Source organism: Gellertiella hungarica (assembly GCF_014197145.1).
GTDB classification, from domain to species: Bacteria; Pseudomonadota; Alphaproteobacteria; order Rhizobiales; family Rhizobiaceae; genus Gellertiella; species Gellertiella hungarica.
The window spans coordinates 373188-397204 of sequence record NZ_JACIEZ010000003.1; the positions used below are offsets into that span (position 1 = coordinate 373188).

Annotated in this window: 18 protein-coding genes and 1 pseudogene; 10 read left to right on the forward strand and 9 right to left on the reverse strand. The window is 63.0% G+C overall.

Going from position 1 to position 24017, the window contains the following annotated elements; all coding sequences use genetic code 11:
- Window positions 1-97: 97 nt before the first annotated feature.
- Window positions 98-412: a DMT family transporter gene (locus GGR23_RS10355; RefSeq protein WP_183366194.1), complete on the forward strand. Its 315-nt coding sequence runs from the start codon at window positions 98-100 to the stop codon at window positions 410-412.
- A 161-nt stretch (window positions 413-573) separates the two neighbouring features.
- On the opposite strand, the gene eno is transcribed toward GGR23_RS10355, so the two are convergent.
- Together eno and kdsA are read right to left on the reverse strand one after the other, a co-directional pair.
- Window positions 574-1848, reverse strand: coding sequence for a phosphopyruvate hydratase (gene eno, locus GGR23_RS10360; RefSeq protein WP_183366195.1), 1275 nt, complete (start codon window positions 1846-1848; stop codon window positions 574-576).
- A gap of 103 nt (window positions 1849-1951) precedes the next feature.
- Window positions 1952-2809, reverse strand: a complete 858-nt coding sequence (gene kdsA / locus GGR23_RS10365) for a 3-deoxy-8-phosphooctulonate synthase (protein WP_183366196.1) — start codon at window positions 2807-2809, stop codon at window positions 1952-1954.
- Between the two features lie 258 nt (window positions 2810-3067).
- Here kdsA and GGR23_RS10370 point away from each other — a divergent pair.
- The 8 genes and pseudogenes from GGR23_RS10370 (at window position 3068) to lexA (ending at window position 12970) form a co-directional block, all read left to right on the forward strand.
- Window positions 3068-4245 (forward strand): annotated as a pseudogene (locus GGR23_RS10370) (ABC transporter ATP-binding protein).
- Window positions 4238-5470, forward strand: a complete 1233-nt coding sequence (locus GGR23_RS10375) for an ABC transporter substrate-binding protein (RefSeq protein WP_183366197.1) — start codon at window positions 4238-4240, stop codon at window positions 5468-5470. The pseudogene GGR23_RS10370 and the gene GGR23_RS10375 overlap by 8 nt, the downstream one beginning before the upstream one ends.
- Before the next feature lie 36 nt (window positions 5471-5506).
- A complete protein-coding gene (locus tag GGR23_RS10380; RefSeq protein WP_183366198.1) occupies window positions 5507-6436 on the forward strand; it encodes a carbohydrate ABC transporter permease in 930 nt (309 codons plus the stop codon).
- Window positions 6429-7241, forward strand: coding sequence for a carbohydrate ABC transporter permease (locus GGR23_RS10385; RefSeq protein ID WP_183366199.1), 813 nt, complete (start codon window positions 6429-6431; stop codon window positions 7239-7241). The genes GGR23_RS10380 and GGR23_RS10385 overlap by 8 nt, the downstream gene beginning before the upstream one ends.
- A 3-nt stretch (window positions 7242-7244) precedes the next feature.
- Window positions 7245-8942: an amylo-alpha-1,6-glucosidase gene (locus GGR23_RS10390; RefSeq protein WP_183366200.1), complete on the forward strand. Its 1698-nt coding sequence runs from the start codon at window positions 7245-7247 to the stop codon at window positions 8940-8942.
- Window positions 8939-10003, forward strand: a complete 1065-nt coding sequence (locus GGR23_RS10395) for a LacI family DNA-binding transcriptional regulator (protein ID WP_183366201.1) — start codon at window positions 8939-8941, stop codon at window positions 10001-10003. The genes GGR23_RS10390 and GGR23_RS10395 overlap by 4 nt, the downstream gene beginning before the upstream one ends.
- A gap of 87 nt (window positions 10004-10090) precedes the next feature.
- Complete coding sequence (locus GGR23_RS10400) at window positions 10091-12049, forward strand: beta-galactosidase (protein ID WP_183366386.1); 1959 nt, start codon at window positions 10091-10093, stop codon at window positions 12047-12049.
- Between the two features lie 198 nt (window positions 12050-12247).
- Window positions 12248-12970: a transcriptional repressor LexA gene (gene lexA, locus GGR23_RS10405; protein WP_183366202.1), complete on the forward strand. Its 723-nt coding sequence runs from the start codon at window positions 12248-12250 to the stop codon at window positions 12968-12970.
- On the opposite strand, the gene GGR23_RS10410 is transcribed toward lexA, so the two are convergent.
- Window positions 12951-15470, reverse strand: coding sequence for a ComEC/Rec2 family competence protein (locus GGR23_RS10410; protein ID WP_183366203.1), 2520 nt, complete (start codon window positions 15468-15470; stop codon window positions 12951-12953). The genes lexA and GGR23_RS10410 overlap by 20 nt on opposite strands.
- Window positions 15471-15842: 372 nt before the next feature.
- Between GGR23_RS10410 and gltA the strand changes: the two genes are divergently transcribed.
- Complete coding sequence (gene gltA / locus GGR23_RS10415; RefSeq protein WP_183366204.1) at window positions 15843-17132, forward strand: citrate synthase; 1290 nt, start codon at window positions 15843-15845, stop codon at window positions 17130-17132.
- 32 nt (window positions 17133-17164) lie between these two features.
- Here the strand turns inward: gltA and lpxB are convergent, their stop codons facing one another.
- The 6 genes from lpxB to bamA are packed head-to-tail and all read right to left on the reverse strand — an operon-like array spanning window position 17165 to window position 23950.
- Window positions 17165-18334 (reverse strand): lipid-A-disaccharide synthase, encoded by a 1170-nt coding sequence (gene lpxB, locus GGR23_RS10420; RefSeq protein ID WP_183366205.1) that lies wholly within the window; start codon window positions 18332-18334, stop codon window positions 17165-17167.
- Window positions 18331-19209, reverse strand: a complete 879-nt coding sequence (locus GGR23_RS10425; protein WP_343066670.1) for an LpxI family protein — start codon at window positions 19207-19209, stop codon at window positions 18331-18333. Before GGR23_RS10425 ends, lpxB begins: the two co-directional genes overlap by 4 nt.
- A gap of 4 nt (window positions 19210-19213) precedes the next feature.
- On the reverse strand, window positions 19214-20029 hold the full coding sequence (gene lpxA, locus GGR23_RS10430; RefSeq protein ID WP_183366207.1) for an acyl-ACP--UDP-N-acetylglucosamine O-acyltransferase: 816 nt from the start codon (window positions 20027-20029) through the stop codon (window positions 19214-19216).
- A complete protein-coding gene (fabZ, locus tag GGR23_RS10435) occupies window positions 20026-20499 on the reverse strand; it encodes a 3-hydroxyacyl-ACP dehydratase FabZ (protein WP_183366208.1) in 474 nt (157 codons plus the stop codon). The genes lpxA and fabZ overlap by 4 nt, the downstream gene beginning before the upstream one ends.
- Window positions 20492-21553 carry a UDP-3-O-(3-hydroxymyristoyl)glucosamine N-acyltransferase gene (gene lpxD / locus GGR23_RS10440; protein WP_183366209.1) on the reverse strand — a complete coding sequence of 354 codons (1062 nt, stop codon included), beginning with the start codon at window positions 21551-21553 and terminating at the stop codon, window positions 20492-20494. The genes fabZ and lpxD overlap by 8 nt, the downstream gene beginning before the upstream one ends.
- A 51-nt stretch (window positions 21554-21604) precedes the next feature.
- Complete coding sequence (bamA, locus tag GGR23_RS10445; protein ID WP_183366210.1) at window positions 21605-23950, reverse strand: outer membrane protein assembly factor BamA; 2346 nt, start codon at window positions 23948-23950, stop codon at window positions 21605-21607.
- Window positions 23951-24017 lie beyond the last annotated feature (67 nt).

Below are 24017 nucleotides of genomic sequence, written 5' to 3' on the forward strand. Positions count from 1 at the left end.
CCAGATTTGTTGCACCGCAGACGGCTGCGGCGGTGGATTCGCCATCGACCATTCGCGTGGGACGGCCCCGCATTTCGCAGAAAATGAGGAGTCACCCATGGCATGGGTCTATCTGTTCATCGCCGGCATATCCGAAATCGGCTGGGCCATCGGCATGAAATACACCGACGGCTTCAGCCGTCCCGTTCCCACGATTCTCACGCTCGCCGTCATGGCCGTCAGCGTGGTTTTCCTCGCCCTCGCGGTCAAGCATCTGCCCCTGGGCACCGCCTACGCGATCTGGACCGGGATCGGCACGCTGGGCACGGTCATTCTCGGCATCTGGTTGTTCAACGAGCCGGCCGACCTTTTGCGCCTTCTCTGCATCGGGTTGATCGTGGTCGGCATCGTGGGACTGAAACTGGTCGGCTGAGTGGCTGACGACTGCCGCTCAAGCCCCTGATTTCAGGAAGACGCAATAACGCCCGCAACCCGCGCCCTTGGGTATGTGCGGCCTTCCTTTATGCAAGAAAAAACCCCTGCCCGCGCGAGCGGACAGGGGCCGAGCCTATGGCATCGTCAGATGTGGCGGGATCAACCCTTGAGGATGGAGCGGCCAGCGAAGGCAGCCTGGGGGCCGAGGCCTTCCTCGATGCGGATGAGCTGGTTGTACTTGGCGGTGCGGTCCGAGCGGGCGAGCGAACCGGTCTTGATCTGACCGCAGTTCAGCGCGACAGCGAGATCGGCAATCGTGGAATCCTCGGTTTCGCCCGAACGGTGCGACATGACCGAGGTGTAACGGGCCTTGTGGGCGGTCTCGACCGCTTCCAGGGTTTCCGTCAGCGAGCCGATCTGGTTGACCTTGACGAGGATCGAGTTGGCTACGCCCATGCGGATGCCGTCGCGCAGGCGGGCCGTGTTGGTGACGAAGAGATCGTCGCCGACGAGCTGGACCTTGGAACCGATCTTGTCGGTCAGCGCCTTCCAGCCATCCCAGTCGTCCTCGGCCATGCCGTCTTCGATCGAAATGATCGGGTACTTTGCCGCGAGTTCAGCCAGATATGCCGCCATGGCTTCCGGCTCGAGCGTGCGGCCTTCTCCTTCCAGGTGGTACTTGCCGTCCTTGAAGAACTCGGTCGAGGCGCAGTCGAGCGCGAGGTACATGTCTTCGCCCGGACGGTATCCCGCCTTCTCGATGGACTTCATGATGAAGTCGAGGGCGTCGGGAGCCGAGGCCAGACCAGGAGCAAAGCCGCCTTCGTCGCCCACATTGGTGTTGTGACCCTGGGCGGCGAGTTCCTTCTTGAGCACGTGGAAGACTTCCGAGCCCATGCGGACGGCGTCGCGGATATTGTCCGCGCCGACAGGCATGATCATGAATTCCTGGAAATCGATGGGGTTGTCGGCATGGGCGCCGCCATTGATGATGTTCATCATCGGAACCGGAAGCAGATGCGCGTTCGGGCCGCCGACATAGCGATACAGCGGCAGGCCGGCCGATTCGGCGGCAGCCTTGGCGACGGCGAGCGAAACGCCGAGAATGGCATTGGCGCCGAGCCGCGACTTGTTGGCCGTTCCGTCGAGTGCAATCATCACCTGGTCGATCTGGCGCTGGTTTTCCGCATCGAGACCGCCAACGGCATCGAAGATTTCGGTGTTGACGGCTTCGACCGCCTTTTCAACGCCCTTGCCATGGTAGCGCTTGCCGCCATCGCGCAGCTCGACCGCCTCATGCGCACCGGTGGATGCGCCCGAGGGAACGGCGGCCCGGCCGAAGCTGCCATCTTCGAGGTAGACATCGACTTCAACGGTCGGATTGCCGCGGCTATCGAGAATCTCGCGGGCGATAATGTCGGTAATGGCGGTCATTTCAGCTTCCTGTTTCAAGGGTGAAGTGGGATGGGTTTTCATACTGCATGACGCGGAAAATACAATCCGCGCCGCCCGGCGGGCGAAGCAGGGCAGGCAGGCATTACGCTTTTGCGATGGCGTCGAACGCCATCAGCCTGTCGATGAGGCGCGCCATCTGGTCGAGGGGCACCATGTTGGGGCCATCGGAGGGTGCGCGGTCCGGATTTTCGTGGGTCTCGATGAAGAGGCCTGCCACGCCCACCGCCACTGCGGCGCGCGCCAGCGTCTCGACGAACTCCCTCTGGCCTCCCGAGGAACCGCCCTGCCCGCCCGGCTGCTGGACGGAATGGGTGGCATCGAAGATCACCGGCGCACCCATGGCCGCCATGATCGGCAGCGCACGCATGTCGGAAACCAGCGTATTGTATCCGAAGGAAGCGCCACGCTCGCAGAGCAGCGCATTCGGATTGCCGCTGCCGTTGATCTTGGCGAGCACGTTCTTCATGTCCCAGGGGGCGAGGAATTGCCCCTTCTTGATGTTGATCGCCCGTCCCGTCTTCGCCGCGGCGATCAGCAGGTCGGTCTGCCGGCACAGGAAGGCCGGGATCTGCAGCATGTCGACCGTCGGGGCCACCAGCGCGCACTGTTCTTCCGTGTGGATGTCGGTGATGACGGGAAAGCCGAACTCCTTCTTCAGATCGGCGAAGACTTCCATCGCCTTTTCCAGCCCGATGCCGCGCTCGGCGGAAAGCGAGGTGCGGTTCGCCTTGTCGAAGGAGGACTTGTAGACGAGGCCGATGCCCGCGGTCCGGCAGATTTCGGCCAGCCGGCCGGCCACGTCAAAGGCGTGGTCCCGACTTTCCATCTGGCAGGGGCCGGCAATCAGAGCCATCGGGGCGCGGTTGGAGAAGATTACCCGCCCAGCGCCCTCGCCCACGGAAACGGATTCATTGTTCTTCACGGGCTTGGTCTCGGTCATGGCTGTCTCCATCGTCGGTCTGCGGGCGGCAAGGGAAATAGGCGGCGCGCCCGGCGGTCGCATCTGCCTGTCCGACAAAGGGGCGGCGCTGTCAAGGCAGGCGCACGCACGGGTTTTTTCACAGCCTGTTGGGCAGAGGAGCGCACAGGCCATTTACATCGGAAGCTAAACGTTTATATTGACCGATATAAACGTTTAACATTTCGCATCTGCACAAATGCTGCGGCATTGCGAAGGCGCATGGGGAGGTGCCGCGCATTGGCTCCGGTTCAGATTAAGGGATTGAAGAAGGCGTTCGGGTCGCACCCGGTCTTGAAGGGCATCGATCTCGATATCCGCGACGGGGAATTCGTATCGTTCCTCGGTCCGTCTGGTTGCGGCAAGAGTACCTGCTCCGGCTGATCGCCGGGCTTGAGGAGCCCACGGACGGGCAGATCCTGCTCGGGGGACGGGACGTTACGGATCTGCCTTCCGCCAAGCGCAACATCGCGATGGTCTTCCAGTCCTACGCGCTCTATCCGCATATGTCGGTGCGCAAGAACATGGCCTTCGGCCTGTCCTTGAATGGCATGCCACGGGCCGAGATCGAACGTCGCGTGGCGGCAGCGGCGCAGATCCTGCAGATCACGGAGTTGCTGGAGCGGAAGCCCAAGCAGCTCTCCGGCGGCCAGCGCCAGCGGGTGGCCATCGGCCGCGCGATTGTGCGCGAACCCGTGCTCTTCCTTCTCGACGAGCCGCTTTCCAACCTGGATGCCGGCTTGCGCGTCAGCATGCGGGTGGAACTGGCCGCACTGCACGAGCGGCTGAAGACGACAATGATCTACGTTACCCACGACCAGGTGGAGGCGATGACGCTCTCCTCGCGCGTGGTGGTGCTGGACAGGGGTACGGTGAGCCAGTTCGGAACGCCGCTGGAACTCTTCTACCGGCCAGCGAACCTCTTCGTGGCCGGGTTCATCGGCTCGCCGAAAATGAACTTCTTCGAGACCGCCTCCCGGGGCGCGGACGGGCAGGACATCACCGTATCGGGCGAAGGCTTCGGCCGTCCCGTGACGGTGGGGCTCGAGCGGCCGGTGCCCTGCCCGTCCGGCACCCGGCTGACGCTCGGCATCCGGCCCGATGCCCTGGAGATCGTGGCCGCCGGCAGCGGTCACGTGGCAGCATCGGTCGATCTGGTGGAACGGCTCGGCACGGAAAGCCATGTGCATCTGCATCTTCAGGCCAGCGGGCAGCGGGTCACGGCCATCGTCCGCGGCAATCATCCCGTCCAGTCCGGCGATCGGGTCGACCTCTCTTTCGATCCTGCCCGGTGCCACCTTTTCGACGCCGGCGGAGAGGCCTTGCCGCGCGCGCTCGATGCCGAAACCCGGAGCCTGATCGACCGGGAGAAACAGATCAGGACCAGCCTTTCAACCGAGGAGGAAACCCATGCATAACGCCTTCAAGAGAACAGCCGGAGCGCTTCTGGCCCTTGCGCTTGCCAGCTCGGCCGCATTCGCCGAACAGGTGCTGCGCTTTGCCACCTGGGACAGCGACGAAAGCCTCGCCATCCAGCAGGCCATTGCCAAGAAATTCGAGGAAGCCCATCCGGGCGTAAAGGTACAGGTCGAAGCCTATGGCGGCGACGGCTACGACCAGAAGCTGGCGGCCGGCTTCGGGGCGGGCAACCCGCCCGACGTGATGTACATGTGGAACTTCCCGCAGTACCACAGCTCGCTGATGCCTCTCGACGATCTGATCGCGAAGGATGCCGCCGCCCTCGACATAAAGGACATTCCGGAAGGCCTGCTCAACGCTTCCCGTATCGATGGCAAGACCTATGGCATGCCGGCCGGCTTCACCACCCATGTGATCTTCTACAACAAGGACATGTTCGCGAAGGCGGGCGTCGAGGAGCCCAAGGAAGGCTGGACCTGGGACGACCTGCGCGCCAAGGCGGCAAAGTTCCGCAACGAGGCCGACAAGACTTACGGCTTTGCGGTCGATGCAAAACCCGATCCCTTCGATTTCGAACAGTTCCTCTGGTCGAACGGCACCAAGTACATCTCCGACGACGGCAAGACGCTCGACGGCTACATGAACAGCAAGGAAGCCGCCGAAGTGCTGGACATGTTCGGCGCCATGGCGAAGAACCAGGAGGCCGCGACGGTCAATGTCGGCGAAGTCACCTCCGCAAGCGCGCTCTTCAAGGGCGGCAAGATAGCAATGCTGGAAGGCGCGATGTGGAACAAGTCCGGCATCGACGAATCCGGCGTCAAGTACGGTGTTGCCTATCTCCCGGCCTTCAAGGGCAAGCCGGTGCAATCGGCGATTTCCATCTCGGCCATGTCGATCGCCAAGGATGCCAAGGAGCCGGACCTCGCCTGGGAGTTCGTCAAGTTCTACACCTCGCCCGAAGCCATCGCGATGCGCAAGAACGACCTGCCGGTCCGCACCAGCGTGGCCGAAAGCCAGGGGATGACGAAGGATCCGGTTTACAAGCCCTTCTTCGACGTGCTGGCGGTTTCCAACAAGGAGCGTCCCGCCTTCCTCAAGAACCTGAAGTGGGCGCAGATCCAGGAAAACCTCGCCCTCGCGATCGAGGCCGCGATTACCGAACAGGGCAATGCGCAGGCCCATCTCGATGAAGCCGTGAAGCGCTCGCAGCGCTTCCTGAAGTAATCCCGCACAACCTGACCCCGGGGAGGATCTACCGATATGGCCGCAATGCAGGCGGGCAAGCGCAGGGCGCGCTTCTCCATCACCCCTTATCTGTTCATCTCTCCCTGGGCTCTGGGTTTCCTGTTCTTCACCCTCGGGCCGCTCGTCTTCTCGCTGACGATGAGTTTCTACGACTGGCCGGTCGTGGGCGAGCGCACCTTCGTGGGCCTCGACAATTACCGCACGATGCTGATGGACGACCCGATGTTCTGGGAAAGCCTCGGCATTACCTCGCGATTTGCGCTGATCTACGTACCCTTCAACATCGTGCTGTCGTTCCTGCTGGCGCTTCTGCTCCATCATGCAAGGTTCGGCGTCGGCTTCTTCCGCACCGCCTTCTATCTGCCGAGCGTGATATCGGGCGTGGCGCTGGTGATGATCTGGAACTGGATCTACAGCAGCGAATACGGCCTCCTGAACTACATGCTCTCCTTTGCCGGCATCGGCCCCGTCAACTGGCTGGGCGACAAGAACCTGGCGGTGGTGGCGATCATCGTCGCTTCGCTGTGGGGCCTCGGCGGCACGATGCTCATCCTGCTCACCGGTCTCAAGGGCATACCGCGCGAGCTTTACGAAGCCGCAACCGTTTCGGGCGTTCCGGGATGGGCGCAGATGCTCTTCATCACGCTTCCCATGCTGGGGCCGATGCTTGTGTTCACCTTCATCACGTCGATCATTGCCGCCTTCCAGCAGCTCACCATCGCGCTGCTTCTCACCAAGGGCGGCCCCCAGAACGCCACCTATTTCTTCGCCATGTACATCTACGACAACGCCTTCAAGTTCTACGAGATGGGTTATGCCGCCGCCGGATCATGGATCATGTTCCTGATCGTGCTGGCGCTGTCCATGCTGGTCATGCGCTGGTCTGCAGCGTGGTCCTACTACGAGGGAGAACTGAAATCGAAGGACGGAGGCCACGATGCGTAAGCTCTTCATTCACTCCGCCCTCACCTTCCTTGCCGTTCTCTTCATCCTGCCCTTCTACTGGACGTTCCTCTCCGCAGTGAAGAGCACGGCGGAGCTCTACCAGTTTCCTCCCGTCTTCTGGCCGGCGGAGTGGCATTTCGAGAACTTCCTGACGTCCTGGAACAAGCTGCCGTTCAACACCTTCCTCTGGAATTCCACCGTCGTGGTGGTGCTGTCGACCATCGGACAGCTGATCTCCTCGTCCCTGGTCGCCTTCGGCTTTGCGCGCTTCCGCTTTCCCGGCCGCGACGCGCTGTTCATCCTGCTGCTCGCGACCATGATGATCCCGTGGGACGTGAAGATGATCCCGCTCTACATGGAGTTCAACTATCTCGGCTGGATCAACACGCTGAAGCCGCTTATCGTGCCTTCCTGGTTCGCGGATGCCTTCTTCGTCTTCATGCTGCGGCAGTTCATCATGACGATCCCGCTGGAGATCGACGAGGCTGCGCGCATGGACGGCGCATCGAGCTTCGATATCTTCTGGCGCATCCACCTGCCGCTGATGACCCCTGCGCTGATCCTTGTCGGCACCTTCCACTTCATGAATGCCTGGAACGACTATCTGGGGCCGCTGATCTTCCTGAACGACCAGTCGAAATACACGCTGACACTCGGCCTCGCCCTCTTCAAGGACCCGCATGACATCGACATCACGGCCGTGGCGTCCATCACCACGCTGCTGTGCGTGCCGCCGCTGGTGCTGTTCTTCTTCGCGCAGCGCTACATCATGGAAGGCGCTGTCGGCTCGGCGGTGAAGGGATAGGCCATGCTTTTCGACTTCGAACGCATTCCCTTCAGCCGCGCAGACCGGTTCCTGACGCTCTCGCGGATGACGGAAGGCGATGGCACCCGCGCCACATGGCTTCGCCACGTCTCGGGCGGCGACGAGCGGCCCTCGCTGGGGCGGCTCTGCGAGATGATTTTCCTGGGCGCCCAGGGTGTGTCGGTCGAGCCCCGCTTTACGCTCGAGCCCTCGCGGCTCGTGGCGGAGGCGGATGGCAACCGGATCGAATTCGTCATCGGCAGGGGCGAGACGCTGCACATGAAGGGGCGTGGCCTGGGCTTGCTGCTGAAGCTCAAGGGATCGCGATACGACTACGCCTTTCGCACGCCGGCCGGAGAGCACTGCGTTGTCGCTTCAGGCGAAAATCTGAAGATACGCCCGCTGGCTTCGGGAACCGCCCTCGATGTGTCCGGCCAGTGGCGCCGCGACCATGCAGAGGATGTGTCGATCAGCTTTGCTCCTTCGGCTGCCTGGGAGGGCTCGCTGGAGCTGTTCGAGGTCATGCCCCCGCCAGAGCACCCGCTCCCCTTCGCCGATGCCCGGGCGGATGCGGAAGCGGATTTCGCCGGCTGGTTTGCCCGCATGCCCCTTGCCCGCGCGGGGGAGGAGGAGGTGCATCGGCTAGCGGCCACGCTTTTGTGGGCCAACCGCGTTCCGCCACGGGGGCTTCTCACCCGACCCTCGATCTTCATGTCCAAGAACTGGATGATCAACATCTGGAGCTGGGACAACGCGTTCTCGGCGCTGGGCGTCCATCGGGCCGATCCCGCTCTGGCCTTCGACCAGTTTGCAGCAATCTTCGATCACCAGCACGAGAGTGGCTGCCTGCCCGACTTCGTCAATGACCGGCACATGCTCTTCGCCTTTACCAAACCGCCGGTTCACGGCTGGGCGGTCCGGCTCATTCACGACAGCAACCCGCAATTCCTGACACCCGAGCGGCGTGCCTATCTCGCCCGCACCATCGGGGCGCAGGTGGAATACTGGCTCGAGCACACCCGCGCCGATACGGATAGCCTGCCCACCTATTTCCACGGCAATGATAGCGGCTGGGACAACGCCACATTCTTCGCCGAGGGGGGACCGGTAATGTCGCCCGACCTCCCGGTCTTTCTCATCCTCGCCTGCGAGACGCTCTGCGATCTCCTGCTTGAGGATGCCGCAGCGATTGCCCGCTATCGCAGGACAGCGGACAAGCTGTTCACGCTGCTGGTGGAGTGGCTGTGGGACGGAAACCGCTTCCGTGCCCGGCTTGTTGCCGATCCGGACCGGCGACTCCCGCAGCAGAGCCTCGTGCAGTTCATGCCGCTGCTTCTGGGAAGCCGGCTGACCGGAGCGATCAGGCAGAAGATGCTGGACGCGCTGAAGGGCGACGGGTTTGTCACCGAATGGGGACTGGCAACCGAGAGCACAGGCAGCTCGCTCTACGAGGCGGACGGCTACTGGCGCGGTCCGATCTGGGCGCCGACGACGCTGCTGGTCTGGGACGGACTGCGACGGCAGGGCGAGACGCAGCTAGCCGAGGAAATCGCGCGCCGCTTCTGCCGCATGGCTGCCCTGAACGGTCTCGCCGAAAATTTTGACGCCCTGACCGGGCGCGGTCTCAGGGATCCGGCATTTGCATGGACCTCGGCGGCCTATCTCCTGCTCTCGGACAGCCTCGGAGACAGCGGCCAATGACCACGAATGCCGATGAGTCCCGGCCCACCATCAAGACGATCGCCTTCGAGACGGGCCTTTCCATCGCCACGGTTTCCAAGGCGCTCAAGGATTCGCCCCAGGTGCGCCCCGAAACCCGCGATCTCGTGCAAGAGGCAGCGCGCCGCATCGGCTATCAGCGCAACCTGCATGGTGTCAGGCTGAGGACCGGGAAGACCTATCAGGTCGCCGCCATCATGACGGCGCCCGGTTCCCGGCAGGACGAATGGGAGGGCGTGGAATACGCCCAGCTTCTTTCCGGTATTTCCTTCGCGCTCGAGGGAACGCCCTATCGCATCGTGCCCTACACCGTACGCGACTTTGCCGAGAGTCAGGAAATGGTGCGCCAGATTGCGGAACAGCGAAAGGCAGACGGGATCATCATCTCCGGCATCCGTTGCGACGACCCGCGAATCCGCACGCTGCAGCAGGCTAAGATGCCCTTCGTCGCCTATGGGGTCGGGCTTTCCAACGCGCCGCATGCCTCTGTCGACACGGACAATGACTGGGTCATGCGTGATGCAATCGAGCGCCTGTCTGCCCGTGGCCACCGCCGCATCGCGCTGCTCAACCCGCTGCGGGAATACAGCTGGGGCATGACGCGCCTGGTCGCCTACCGCAATGCCCTGGCAGAACGCGGCTTGCCCTTCTCCGACGCTTTCGTCGCGGAGGGTCGGCTTACGCCGGCCTTCGGGCGGGAAGCGGTGCTCGGCATGTGCCGGGAGGCCAGCCGGCCGACGGCCTTCATCGCCGCAAACGAGGCGGCGGCCCTGGGCGCGGTCTCCGCACTCCACGAGATCGGGCTTGTGCCCGGACGGGATGCGGTGGTGATCGCCACCGACGATCTGAACGTCAGCCGTTACTTCGTGCCGCCCATCACCACCTACTACCTGCCGATTTCAGAGCCGAGCACCATGCTCGGCCAGTTCATCCTGCGCCGCATGGCGGGCGAGCCGGTAGACCGGCTTCAGGCCCTGCTGCGCCCCACCCTCATCGAACGCAATGACGATGCCTGCCCGGAGGCAGGCGCCGCCCAAGCCTGACATCATCACAACTTTCCAAGGAGCTTGCCCGTGTCCTCCACCGTGCAAAGCCGGGTCGATGCGACCTCGACTGATCTCACCCCCGCAATGCTGGAGCTCGGGGTCTGTTATTATCCCGAGCAATGGCCGCGGGAGAAGTGGCCGGAAGACGCCGCCCGCATGGTCGAACTCGGCCTCGACTGGGTCCGCATAGGCGAATTCAGCTGGTCTGCCGTGGAACCCGAGCCGGGCCAGTTCGACTGGAGCTTCATGGACGAGGCGATCGACGTTCTCGGCAAGGCCGGCCTGAAGGTCATTCTCGGCACGCCGACGGCAGCGCCGCCAAAATGGCTGATCGACCGTCATCCGGACATTCTGGCGGTTGGACCAGACGGCCACGTCCGACGCTTCGGCGCCCGGCGTCATTACTGCTTTTCCAGCAGGACCTATTTCCGCGAGGCGGCCCGCATTACCCGCGCCTTCGTGGAGCGCTACGGCCATCATCCCTTCGTCAGGGCCTGGCAGACCGATAACGAATATGGCGATCACGATACGATCTACAGCTACTCCGCCGAGGCAGAGCGCGCTTTCCGGCTGTGGCTCGAAAACCGGTACGGGACGATCGATGCCCTGAACGAGGCCTGGGGTACCCGCTTCTGGTCGATGCGCTATCGCCATTTTGACGAGGTGGACCTGCCGCTGCATGTGGTGGAAGAGCCGAGCCCGACGCATCTCGTGGATTTCGTCCGCTTCTCTTCCGATCAGGTGGTGCAGTTCAACCGCCAGCAGGTGGAGATCATCCGGGCCGGTTCCCCGGGAAGGCCCGTGACCCACAACTTCATGTCTCACAACATCGATTTCGATCATTTCAAGCTGTCCGAGGATCTCGATGTGGCTTCCTGGGACGTCTATCCGATGGGCGGACTCATCAACGGGCGGCTTCCCGACGAGGAAAAGGCGCGGCTGCTGAGAACCGGCGACCCGGACCAGGTGGCCTTCAACCACGATCTCTACCGGGCAGCAGGAAGGGGCCGCGTGTGGGTGATGGAACAGCAACCGGGACCGGTGAACTGGGCCGCTCACAACCAGGCACCCGCCGACGGCATGGTGCGGCTGTGGACATGGCTGGCTTATGCTCACGGCGTGGACATGGTGGCCTATTTCCGGTGGCGGCAGGCGCCCTTCGCGCAGGAACAGTTCCATGCGGGCTTGCTTCTGCCGGACTCCACGCCGGATCAGGCCTTCCATGAGACGGCAACCGTCGCGGCGGAGCGGGAACGCCTGCCGAAAAACCGGCAAAGGGAACGGGCAAAGGTGGCACTCGTCATGGATTACGAGTCCCGCTGGGCTAGCCGGGCCTTGCCGCAGGGACGCACCTATCAGGCCTCTGCCATCTGCCTCGACTGGTATGCCGCGCTCTCCCGCCACGGCGTCGACATCGACATCGTGAGCCAGGAGAGCGATCTCGAGGGCTATGCGCTCGTCATCTGCCCCGATCTCCTCATTCCCAACACCGGCTTCATCGAAAGGCTGAAGGCATCGCAGGCAAAAGTGCTCTTCGGGCCCCGTTCCGGCAGCAAGACGCCCGACATGCATATCCCGGACGGCTTGCCTCCGGGACCGCTCCGCGATCTGATCGACATCCGGGTGACGCGCGTGGAAAGCCTGCCTTCCCCCGAAAGCGAAACCGTGCTTCACGGCAACCGCAGCTTCGCCGCGGGAACGTGGAGGGAAACGATCGAGACCGGCGAATCGGTACTGGCCACCTTCACGGGAGCCTATCGTCCCGGCAGTCCGGCGCTGGTCGGCAATGCGGGGGTGCGGTATCTGACGGCGCTTCCCTCTCGTGAGTGGCTCGACGCCCTCATGCGCGATTGTCTGGACTGGGCAGGCATCTCATGGCTGCCGGACCTTGGCGACATCCGGCTGGCGCGGCGCGGCGACCTCACCTTCGCCTTCAACTTCGGGACAGAGGCAAAAGAGCTGCCAATCCCTGCAAATGCGGGGATTCTGGTAGGGGAAAGCTATCTTGAACCGGCGGGCGTCACCATCTGGAGACACATCTGACGACACTTCTCCGGCCGCCTCCCCCGGGGCGGCCGCACGCCTGCGTCCACGCCGCGCAATGCTCCCGAGCCTCTCCGCTTCCATGTGAAAAAATCATCGTTCGGGCTGGAACGTTAATCGATTTTTTGCCACTTGCGGAACACAACTGGAACATATAGGGTCCGTTCTGGCTTTGTTTCACGAATCTGGGGATAGGCGATGCTGACGCGCAAACAACAGGAGCTGCTGCTCTTCATTCACGAGCGAATGAAGGAATCCGGCATTCCGCCATCTTTCGACGAGATGAAGGACGCGCTGGACCTCGCCTCGAAGTCCGGCATTCACCGATTGATCACGGCGCTTGAGGAGCGCGGCTTCATCCGTCGCCTGCCGAACCGGGCACGTGCCCTCGAGGTGATCAAGCTGCCCGAGGCCTACACGCCGAGCCTGCAGCCGCGGCGCGGCTTCTCGCCCAGTGTCATCGAGGGAAGCCTGGGCAAGCCGCAGCCCGCTCCGGCGCCCGCCAAACCGGCACCGGTTGCCGCCAATGAATCCAATTCGGTTCCCGTTCCCGTCATGGGCCGCATCGCCGCAGGTGTGCCGATTTCCGCGATCCAGAACAACACCCATGAGATTTCGGTGCCCGCCGAAATGCTCTCCGGCGGCGACCACTACGCCCTCGAGGTGAAGGGCGACTCGATGATCGACGCCGGCATTCTTGACGGCGATACGGTCATCATTCGCAACACCGCGAGCGCCACGCCCGGTGACATCGTGGTTGCCCTTGTCGACGACGAGGAAGCCACGCTCAAGCGCTTCCGCCGCAAGGGGGCATCCATCGCGCTCGAAGCCGCAAACCCCGCTTACGAGACCCGCATTTTTGCCGCCGACCGCGTGAAAGTGCAGGGAAAGCTGGTCGGTCTCATTCGCCGCTATCACTAGGCAGCAGCGTTTGCGGCACCGTGTCCCCTGACGCAGGCTTCTCTTGTGGCGCGATGAGATCTGCGATCGGGGCCGGAAGGTCTGTTCGGAACTCGCCCGTCCGCCAGTCATGGGCACGGTGGATCATCCAGGGCCGGTCGAGATCCTGAAAGCTGGCAACGATTTCGGGTCTTTGCGGATCGCGTGTCAGGTAGAGGGCGAGCGACCCAGTCCTTTGCAGCGTATCGCGCGAAACAAGCAAGGCGCCCGAGCGGCAGGTGGGGAACCCTTTCCCCGTGCGACTTACAACAACATCGGCCATGTCGCAGGCAAGGCCCGCATAGATGCCGTTCCTCAGCACGGCGATCCGGGTCCCGTTCCGGGACCCGAGGCACCATGCCCCGGCCTTGCAGGCAAAGGTGCCATCGCGAAGCGCGTCGAGCACCTCCGCCATGAAGGCCCGTTCGGCAATCTCCTCTTCGTCCGTCAGCGGCCGGTAGCGGTCCCGCGCCGCATCCGCTCTTCCACCTTCAGCCGGCTTAACGCCAACAGGAGCTGCGCCTTTTTCCAGTCCCAGCGCCCGTTGCCACTGATCGGTGACAAAGCTGCTGCCGCCCTTTGTGGTGAGAGCAATTTGACCGCCGGCGACGATGCCCGCCACCTCCCCGTCTTCCGCAATCAGGATATCCGGAAGCCGTGGTGGAGATGTGGTTGCATAGCCGAGGCCGGCAACCGCAAGCAAGGGCAGGCCGAGCAGCCTCAGCCGCGTCTTGAGCAGACAGAGGAGGAGGAATCCGGCGGTTGCAACGATAAAGCACCAGGCCGGCAGCGGCAGCATCTGCCGCTCGCTTTCCCACCCGGCGACCATGGCGCCTATCCCCATCACGGCCCTGAGACCAGCCCCCATGACCTGCAACGGCATGTAATCGAGCCCAGCCGGCATGAGCAGCATCGCAAGCAGCGCCATGGGCATCACCAGGAAGTCGATCAGCGGCGCGACCATCATGTTCGCGGCAAAACCGAAGAGCGGCATGCGCTGGAAATGCGCGACCGAAAAAAGCGCGGTGGATAGTCCGCCGATCAGGGCAGTCGCGACGATGCCCACCGTTCCGCCCGCGAGCGCACGTGCGCCGACGATGACCGGGTGACGGCTGCGCGGCCGGGGCAAAGCCCCTCGCCTCGCCCAGGCTTCGAAGGCGGCTACGAGGCCCAGGGTTCCCGAAAAGGAAAGCTGAAAGCTGGGAGACAGCAGTGACTCCGGGTTCTTGACCAGCACGATCAGTGCCGAAAGCGCAAGCGTGCGCAAGCTGATGCCCGATCGGCCGATGAGGACGGCGGCAAGAGCGACCAGCATCATGATGAAGGCCCGCTCGGCCGAAAGGGCAAAGCCGGATACGAGGTAGTATGCGGCAGTCGCCAGCGCGGCACCCATTGCCGCAACCTTCTTCAGTGACAGTGCCTGTGAGAATCCTACGGACAGGCTGAGCAGGGAGCGAAGGCCGACGAAAAAGACGCCGGCGGCAAGCACCATGTTCATGCCGGAGATGGCAATGATATGGGCCAGTCCGGAGCGCCTCAGGTTTTCCACCGTCGCAGCGGAAATGGCCCGTTGCTCGTTGGTGATGAGTGCTGCGGCAAGCGCCCCTTCGTCCCCACCAATCCTGGCACGAATGCGGTCGCCGATGGCGGAGCGCCAGGAAGAAAAGGTTTCGGCGATCCGATCCATGAGACCGATGTCGGACCGCGGGAATGGTCCGGCGACGGCGCGGGGCGCGCCGAGGAAATAGCCGTTTGCACCCTGCCCCGCGAAATAGGCCGGAAAGGCGAAATCCGTGAGGCCGGGCATGGCCGGTCCCGAAGGTGGCGACAGATGGACCGGGCCTGAAATGACCGATCCGATGGGCAGCCCTTCTTCGGTTCGCGCGGTCAGCATCACGAAAGTCGGTTCACGGGTCAGTTTGGGCTGGCGCGTATTGAGGATGCGTATTCCGTATCGCCAGCGCCCGGGTCCAGCCGCCTCCCTTGAAGTGACCCGAGCCGTGATGTGCGTGGTCACGGGATGCTCGAGAATGACGGTTTCCAGTCTTGCGGTCTGGATGGCCGCCAGTCCGGCGCCGGTGAACACCAGCACAGCCGCGAGCAGAATACGCGCCGCCAACCGCTGCCAATGACCGAGAAGAAGGGCAACCGGCAGAGCGAGGCAGGTGGCAATGGCGATTTCAGTGCCGGATGGCGGCGCAGGCGACAGAAACCATGCGGCGACCCCGGCACCGACAAGCAGCGGCGCCAGCAGAAACAACCCTCCATGATCCGCTTCTTCGCGGAGCTTTTCCAAAAGACCGGCGTTCACCGACCGGAGGGTTGGAAGGCGGTGGAAAAGGCCCGCCCTGCGTCCGGAAATCGGGCCGCCGCTCGGCACGGGTTCGGTGCTGTTCGAATTGGCAGCCGAAACCGGCGCACCGCGGGCCTGCGGGCGACTGCGGAAATCCAGAACCTGCCTTGCCGCCGTGCTCAATTTCATGGCAGCATCAAGCCCGATATTTTAGCATTTTACAATGCTCATCCCGCGGGCGCGTCTTGCCTTTCAGCATTAACGGGATTCGAAACTATTCGACTTAAGATTCATCCAAAGCGCGGGACAAGGCTATGATTTTTGTGGATTTTGCATTGCAGAAGGGTCTACCATGCGCTGCACAATTCGCGATGCAGAGACCATGACCTGTTCGGCATTCGATCAAGACGGGTCCGCCTTCCCGAAAGGGTTGGGCAAGGGCCTGCAAAAGGAATAGGCAGGGGCGCGTTCCGCCGGCTCTGACGGGACGCGTTCCGGGCTGCACGTTTATCAGACTAACCCATATGGCGCCGGGCGGCGCCCGGGCATTCGGAGGACAGCATGACTGATAAGAACGCTTCTTTGGCGCTGGGTAGCAAATCCGTGGACCTGCCGGTCAAGCAGGGCACGATCGGCCCGAGCGTGATCGACATCGGGACGCTCTACAAGAACACCGGTGCCTTTACCTACGACCCGGGCTTCACCTCGACCGCGTCCTGCGAATCGAAGATCACCTATATCGACGGCGACGAAGGCATTCTTCTGCATCGCGGCTACCCGATCGAACAGCTGGCAGAGAACGGCGACTTTCTCGAAGTCTGCTACCTGCTGCTTTACGGCGAGCTGCCGACCGCTGCCCAGAAGAAGGACTTCGACTACCGCGTGACCCATCACACGATGGTGCACGAGCAGATGTCGCGCTTCTTCACCGGCTTCCGCCGCGACGCCCATCCCATGGCCGTCATGGTGGGCACCGTCGGCGCGCTTTCCGCCTTTTATCACGACTCCACCGACATCACCGATCCGCACCAGCGCATGGTCGCATCGCTGCGCATGATCGCGAAGATGCCGACGATCGCCGCGATGGCCTACAAGTACCACGTCGGCCAGCCCTTCGTTTATCCGAAGAACGACCTGGATTATGCCGCGAACTTCCTGCGCATGTGCTTTGCCGTTCCCTGCGAGGAATATGTGGTGAACCCGGTTCTGGCCCGCGCCATGGATCGCATCTTCATCCTCCATGCCGACCACGAGCAGAACGCCTCCACCTCGACGGTCCGCCTCGCGGGTTCCTCGGGTGCAAACCCGTTCGCCTGCATTGCAGCCGGTATTGCCTGCCTCTGGGGTCCTGCCCATGGCGGCGCGAACGAGGCGGCGCTCAACATGCTGCAGGAAATCGGTTCGGTCGACCGCATTCCGGAATACATCGCCCGCGCCAAGGACAAGAACGATCCGTTCCGCCTGATGGGCTTCGGCCACCGCGTCTACAAGAACTACGATCCGCGCGCCCGCATCATGCAGAAGACCATGTATGAAGTGCTGGAAGCCACCGGCCATTCCGATGACCCGCTGATGCAGGTTGCCCTCGAGCTGGAAAAGATCGCGCTCAACGACGAATACTTCAAGGAAAAGAAGCTCTACCCGAACGTGGACTTCTACTCCGGCATCACGCTGCGCGCGCTCGGCTTCCCCACCACCATGTTCACCGTGCTCTTTGCCCTTGCCCGTACGGTCGGCTGGATCGCCCAGTGGAACGAGATGATCGAGGACCCGCAGCAGCGCATCGGCCGCCCGCGCCAGCTTTACACCGGCGCTCCGCAGCGCGATTACGTGCCGCTCGCCAAGCGCTGAGCGGCGGCAAGACCAGACAAGAAAAAACCCGGTCAGTGATGGCCGGGTTTTTTGTTTGCGAGATCGAGCAGAATGCGGGCACCGGTCACCCCGGGGGGCTCGGGCCTATCCATGCGCCTCCAGACCTCGGCAAACCCTTCCAGCATGGCGGCCCGCTCCGGCGTGTCGTTCGAAAGGCGTTCCATCCAGCGCACGAGGCTGCCGGCGCGGATCTGTTCGTTGAAGTATTCCGGCACGATCACATAGTCGGCAATCAGGTTCGGCAGAGCGCCGCTCCAGATCTTGATCCGGTCCGTGACGAGCTTGATCAGCCAGTCGGTCTTGTAGACGGACACGGCGGGAACCCCTGCAAGGCCAAGCTCGAGGATGACGGTTCCCGATGCGGCGAGTGCCGCATCCGCCCGTCCAAAGGCATCCCACTTGAAGGCGGGATCGGCGCTGATTTCAGGACGGATCGCCCAGTCTTCCGTGATCTCGCGCACGGTCGATTCCATGCGCGGCACGGTCGGCAGCAGGAAGCGTACCGGTCCGTTGCGTTCCACGAGGCTATCCACCACATCGCGGAAGAGTGGCAGCAGGCGCCTGACCTCCGATCCACGGGAACCGGGTAGCAGCAGGATGGTCTTTTCAGCACCGATTGTCGCACGGTTGGCTCGCGCTTCCCGCACGCCAAGGAGATTGGCATCCGCCGTCAGCCGATGCCCGACGAAGGTCGTTGGCGGACCTTCAAGCCGTTGCATGACGGCGGGCTCGAAGGGCAGCAGCGCCAGGACATGGTCGACGAAGGCGCGCATGGCCGGGGCCCGGTGCTCTTTCCAGGCCCAGACGCTCGGGCATACGTATTTCATGACCGGCGTTCCCGGCCGCACCTTCCGGAAGCGCTTGGCCACGCGGTGGGTGAAATCAGGGCTGTCGATGACGAGCAGCAGATCGGGGTTTGCCGCGGCGAGGCGATCGGCGGTTTCCCTTATGCGCTTGAGGAGCTGCGGCAGACGCTGGATCACCTGGGTAAAGCCCATGATCGAGAGTTCGGCGTGATCGAAGAAGGAGATAAGGCCCTCCGCCTTCAACCCGTCGCCGCCGACGCCGACGAGCTCCACGGGCCGGTCCGTCATGGTCTTAAGGGCAGAAATGAGATCGGCGCCCAGCAGATCGCCCGAGACTTCGCCGGCGACGACGCCGATTTTCAGCGGTTTCGTCATAGGCCAAGCCCCTCCAGGCCACGGTCGATTCCACAGATGAAGAGCCCGGTCTCATCCGCCGCGGCCATCATCGCCTCCCGTTCGAGTACCAGGGCCCGACCTGCTTCGACCGCAACGCCGGCAAGCCCGGCGCGTGCAGCATTGAGTATGGTGGAACGCCCGACAGTCGGCAGGTCGGCCCGCATGTCCTGCGTCGGCTTGCACATCTTCACGAGGACGCCCTTCCTGCGAGCGGAAATGCGGCCTTCGTCCCTGAGCTCGGCCACGCGGGCGAGCATGCGATCGGTGCCTTCGACGCCTTCCAGCGCGACGATGCGCCCGCCGACGGAGACGGCGCCCTGCCCCACATCCAGTGCGCCGAGCGCTGTCGCTGCCTCTGCCGCGCGGACAATATCCCTGACATCCTCGTCCGATGGCCTGACCCTGCCCATCGGCCCGAGATCGGAAACCAGATCGGGCGCAACCTGATGGGCGCCGATGACGGTAGCCCCGTGGGCCTCGATCAGGCGGATCACCATTTGCAGGACCGTATCGTCGCCGCCCGAGAGAAGCGTGCGGACCACGGCCGGCACCTTCAGGAGCGTTGCGAAGGTCGGCTTGATCTCGCGCCACTCCGGCCGGCGCTTGACCCCGCCCGAGAGTACGACCCGGTCCACCGGCCCGCGCGCCAGTGCCGCTCTCAGCCCCGCCATGTCGCCCACGCCGATCTCGACGCGCTCGAAGCCCTCGAAGCGGCTGTCGCTCTCGTTCTTGAGGGCAATGATCAGTGGTTTCTCACCCGCGCGGCGGGCAGCATCGGCCACATAGACAGGCAAAAGGCCGCTCCCGGCTATGATGCCGAGGCGGCCTTTGGCGATATCGGCGCCCGTGCCCACCGGCTCAGACCTTGCCCCGGTTGGGCGAGGAAAGTGCGCGGTCGCTCTCGGCTGCGATGAAATCGAAGATCTCCAGCGCCTGCGGGCAATCAAGATAGTCGTCGCGAACTGCGGCGGCATTGGCGCGTACGGATTCCGGACCCTCGAAGATGGCCTTGTAGGCACGGCGAACGGTGTGGATCACCGAGCGTTCGATACCTGCGCGGGTCATGCCAACGACATTGAGGCCGCTCAGCACGCCCGGGTTGCCATTCAGCATGCCATAGGGGATGACGTCGTAGCTGACCGCCGAAAGGCCGCCGATGAAGGCCTGGCGCCCTATGCGGGTGAACTGGTGGACGGCAGAGCCGCCGCCCATGATCACCCTGTCCTCGACGATCACATGGCCGGCGAGCATCACGTTGTTGGACATGATGATATGGTTGCCGAGGATGCAATCATGGGCCACATGGGAGTTGGCCAGGAAGAGGTTGTTGTTGCCGATGACCGTCTTGCCACCGCCGCCGGTCGTGCCGGTGTTGACCGTCACGCCCTCGCGGAAGGTGCAGTTGTCGCCAACGGTGAGCGTCGTTTCCTCGCCCTCGTGATGCACGCTCTGGGGATCGCCACCGATCACGGCATTCGGGAACATGCGACAGCCAGAGCCGATCACGGTGCGGCCGGTGACGACCACATGGGTCATCAGTTCCACCCGATCCTTCAGCACCACCTTCGGGCCGACATGGCAGAACGGGCCGATGACGCAGTTCTCGCTGATCACCGCGCCGTCCTCGATGACGGATAGCGGGTGGATCCGGGCGCTTGCAGCTATCGTGCTCATGCCTTGTCCTTGTCCTGGCGGACGATCATCGCGCCGATGTCAGCCTCCGCGACGAGCGCACCGTCGACCTTGGCGTCACAATGGAATTTCCAGATATTGCCGCGCTGCTTCTGCTTGGTCACATGGTACTCCACGCGGTCGCCCGGGACCACGGGCTTGCGGAAGCGCGCGTTGTCGATCGTCATGAAATAGACGAGGTTACCGCCCTGCCCCTGCTTGCGGGCGCAGATGGCGCCGGCTGTCTGGGCCATGCCCTCGATCAGCAGCACGCCCGGCATGATCGGCGATTCCGGGAAGTGGCCGGTGAAATGCGGCTCGTTGGCAGTAACGTTCTTGATGCCGACTGCGCTTTCGTCGCCGTCGATATCCACGATCTTGTCGACCAGAAGGAAGGGATAGCGGTGCGGCAGGAGCTTCATGATCTCCAGGATATCGGCCGCGCCCAGCTGGGCCTTGCTCTCGTCAGTCATTCTTTTCCCCCGTCTTCTTGTTGCGGCTTGCGGAACGGGCTGTCATCTCCGCCACATCCCGCAGGAAGTCCTTCATCGGCCGGGCCGGCACGCCGCCATAGCGCTCGCCCGGCGGCACATCCGCCACCACACCGCTCATGGCCGCGATCTGTGCGCCATCGCCGATGGTGATATGTCCATTGATGCCGACCGCGCCGCCGATCATGACGCCATCGCCGATCTTCGTGCTGCCGGCGATACCCACCTTGCTGACAATGCCGCAATGACGGCCGATGCGGACGTTGTGCCCGATCTGGACCTGGTTATCGATCTTCGTGCCCTCGCCGATCACCGTATCATCCATGGTGCCGCGGTCGACTGTCGTGTTCGCACCGATCTCGACGTGGTCCTGGATGATGACCCGGCCGATCTGGACGATCTTGATCATGCCCCGCGGGCCGGGTGCATAACCGAAGCCGTCCTGGCCGATGCGCGCGCCGTTATGGATAATCACGTGGTTGCCGATATAGGCGCACAGAACGCTGGCGCCTGCGGCGATGGTGCAATCGCGCCCGATCTTTACGCCGGCGCCGATGACGGCGCCTGCACCAATACGGGTTCCTGAGCCAATTTCTGCGTTCGCTCCGATCACGGCCAGCGCTTCGACATGCACATTGTCCTCGAGCCGGGCCGAAGGATCGACAACGGCGCGCTCGGAAATCCCGGACTCGCAAAGAACCGGATCAGGACGCATGGCATTCGGGTGAAGCAGCGCACCAGCCACCGCAAAGGCGGTCTGGGGCTTCGGCGCCAGCAAAACGGGTATGTGCGGGGGAACGAGCGATTGAAGCGCCTTGTCGCAGAGGATGGCGGAAGCCTGACAGGTTTCCAGCTCGTCCTTGTGCCGGCGGGACAGCAGGTAGCAGAGATCGCCGTCTCTGCCCCGGCTTACCGGAGCGACGCTCCGGATCATGCGATCACCCTGAGAGGGATCCAAGAGTTCCGCCCCGATCCGGGAGGCCAGCTCTGAAAGAGTGACCCCCGCATGGGGCGGAAAGAATGGCGAAAATTCCATCAGCAATTGCTCCAGTACGGATATGATGCCCGCAAGTCTGGAATGCCGATATCAGAACTGGTTCGAAATGCCAAAGCGGAAACGCTGTTCCTTGTCGAATTCTTCCTTCACGACCGGAACACCGTAATCGACGCGGAGCGGACCGAAGGGCGAAGCCCAGACGATACTTGCGCCGACCGATGCACGCATGGCCGAGTCGGTACCGACGACGGCGTTAGCGCCATTGGCGACTTCGTTGCCATAGAGCGTGCCGGCATCTGCGAACAGCACGCCGCGCAGGCCGAGGTCCTGCGGGATGCCCGGCAGCGGGAACGACGCTTCAGCCGAGGCGGTGAAGTAGGTCGTGCCACCGAGCGAGTCGCCCGTGCGGCTGTCGCGCGGACCGATGCCGGCGGATTCGAAGCCGCGGATTTCACGGCCACCGATGCGGAACTGGTCGAAGACGTTCAGCGAGTCACCCGTCGCGATCACGTGGCCGGCGGCGAGCGTGATCGAGCCGATCAGATCCATCTCGTCGGAGAGGGTCTGGTAGTAACGGAACTTGCCGTAGAGCTTGTAGTAGTCGGAGTCGCCGCCGAGACCCGCATATTCATGCGTGAACTGGGCATAGATGCCTTCATGCGGAATGTTCTGCTCGTCCAGCGAGTTGTAGGTGAGCGTCTGGGAGATCGAAGACTGGGTCCACGGGCTGCCATCGATCAGATCCTGATAGGCAGGGGCCAGGTTGCCGTCGTTGTTCCAGTCGCCGCGACCGCCGTAGTCGAATTCCTTGTAATTGTAGCGGAAGGTCGTTGCCAGCTCTTCCGTGATCGGCGCCGTCACACGCAGCGTCACGCCCTGCTCCGAATAATCGTAGTAGGTGTTGCGCGAGGTGTTGTTCTTGAAGATGTCGAAGCCGGCAGCCAGTCGGTAGCCGAGGAAGTAGGGCTCGGTGAACGACAGGCTGTAGCTGCGGGCGTTGTCCGCGCCACCACCGGCGGCAATGCGGATGAACTGGCCGCGGCCGAGGAAGTTCTTCTCTTCGACAGATGCTTCGACGGTGAAGCCGCCATCGTCACCGGTGGTGTAACCGGCACCGACGCCGAACGAACCGGTCGGCTGGTCGGCGACGTCGACAACGATCACGACGCGGTCGGGGGCGCTGCCCTGCTGCGTGCTGACGTTGACCGACGAGAAGTAACCCAGAGCCTCGAGGCGGCGCTTGGCGCGCGAAATCATTTCCTGGTTGAATGCATCGCCTTCGGAAAGATCGAACTCGCGGCGGATCACGTAATCGCGGCTGCGGGTGTTGCCGCGGATTTCGATGCGCTCGACATAGGCGCGCTCACCCTGATCCACCAGGTAGTCAACGCCGATGGTGTTGTTCTGGAAGTCGCGGTTGCCGCGCGGCGTGACGCGGGCAAAGGGATAGCCGGCGGAAGCGACGCGCTTGGAGATCGCGTCCATCGTCTTCTGGACATCCTTGGCGCTGTAGTTGGCGCCCGAGCGGGTTTCGACGAGACCCTGCAGGTCTTCGGCGTTCACGCCTTCAACCGTCGATTCGACATTGATGTTGCCGAAGGTATAGCGCGGGCCTTCATCGACGACGAAGTTGATGGTGTACTGGTTGGTAGCCGGATCGAGGACGGCCTCGGAGGACACGACCTTGAAGTCGGCATAGCCGTGGTTGAAGTAGAACTGGCGCAGCGCATCCTCGTCGGCACGCAGCTTGTCTTCGCCATAAACGTCACGGCGGGTCAGCCACGAGAGGAAGTTCGATTCCTTCGTGTTGATGACCGACTGCAGGCGACCGTCGCTATAGGCGTTGTTGCCTTCGAAATTGATGGCGTTGATCTTGGTGCGCTCACCCTCGTTGATCACGAAGGCCAGGTTCACGCGGCCGTCGCCGACCGGATAGGTCTGGGTGGTGACGGTGACGTCGGAACGGCCGATGGCAGCATAGGCGTCCTTGATCGTCTGGATATCGGACTGGATCGTCGCCTCGTTCATCGGACCCATGGAGCGGGTCTGCACGATGCCCTGAAGCTTTTCATCCTTGATCTTGCGGTTGCCGTTGAACACGACTTCGTTGATCAGGCCGTTCTCGGCCACGGTCACGTTGAGCGTGCCACCGGAAACGCTGATCTTCACGTCGGAGAAGAAGCCGGTTGCGTAAAGGCGGCGGACAGACGAGTCGACATCCGCGCTCGTGAAGCTCTTGCCGGGGACGATATCGATATTCGCACGAACCGTATCGGCACCGGCGCGCGTTGCGCCCTGTACGTTGATCCGCTTGACCACGGCCGCCTCGGCAGCGGTTGCGGAAGCCAGCGTAGCCACACCTGCACCGGAAGCAACAACACTTGCAGACAGCGCGACCGCCGATACTGCGTTCAAGAACTTTGAACCAGCCTTCATTTCACTTCTTACCTTTTTTACGTTGCCCCTGAGCCCGTCACCCGACTCCGGTCACGTGTGCCGTTTT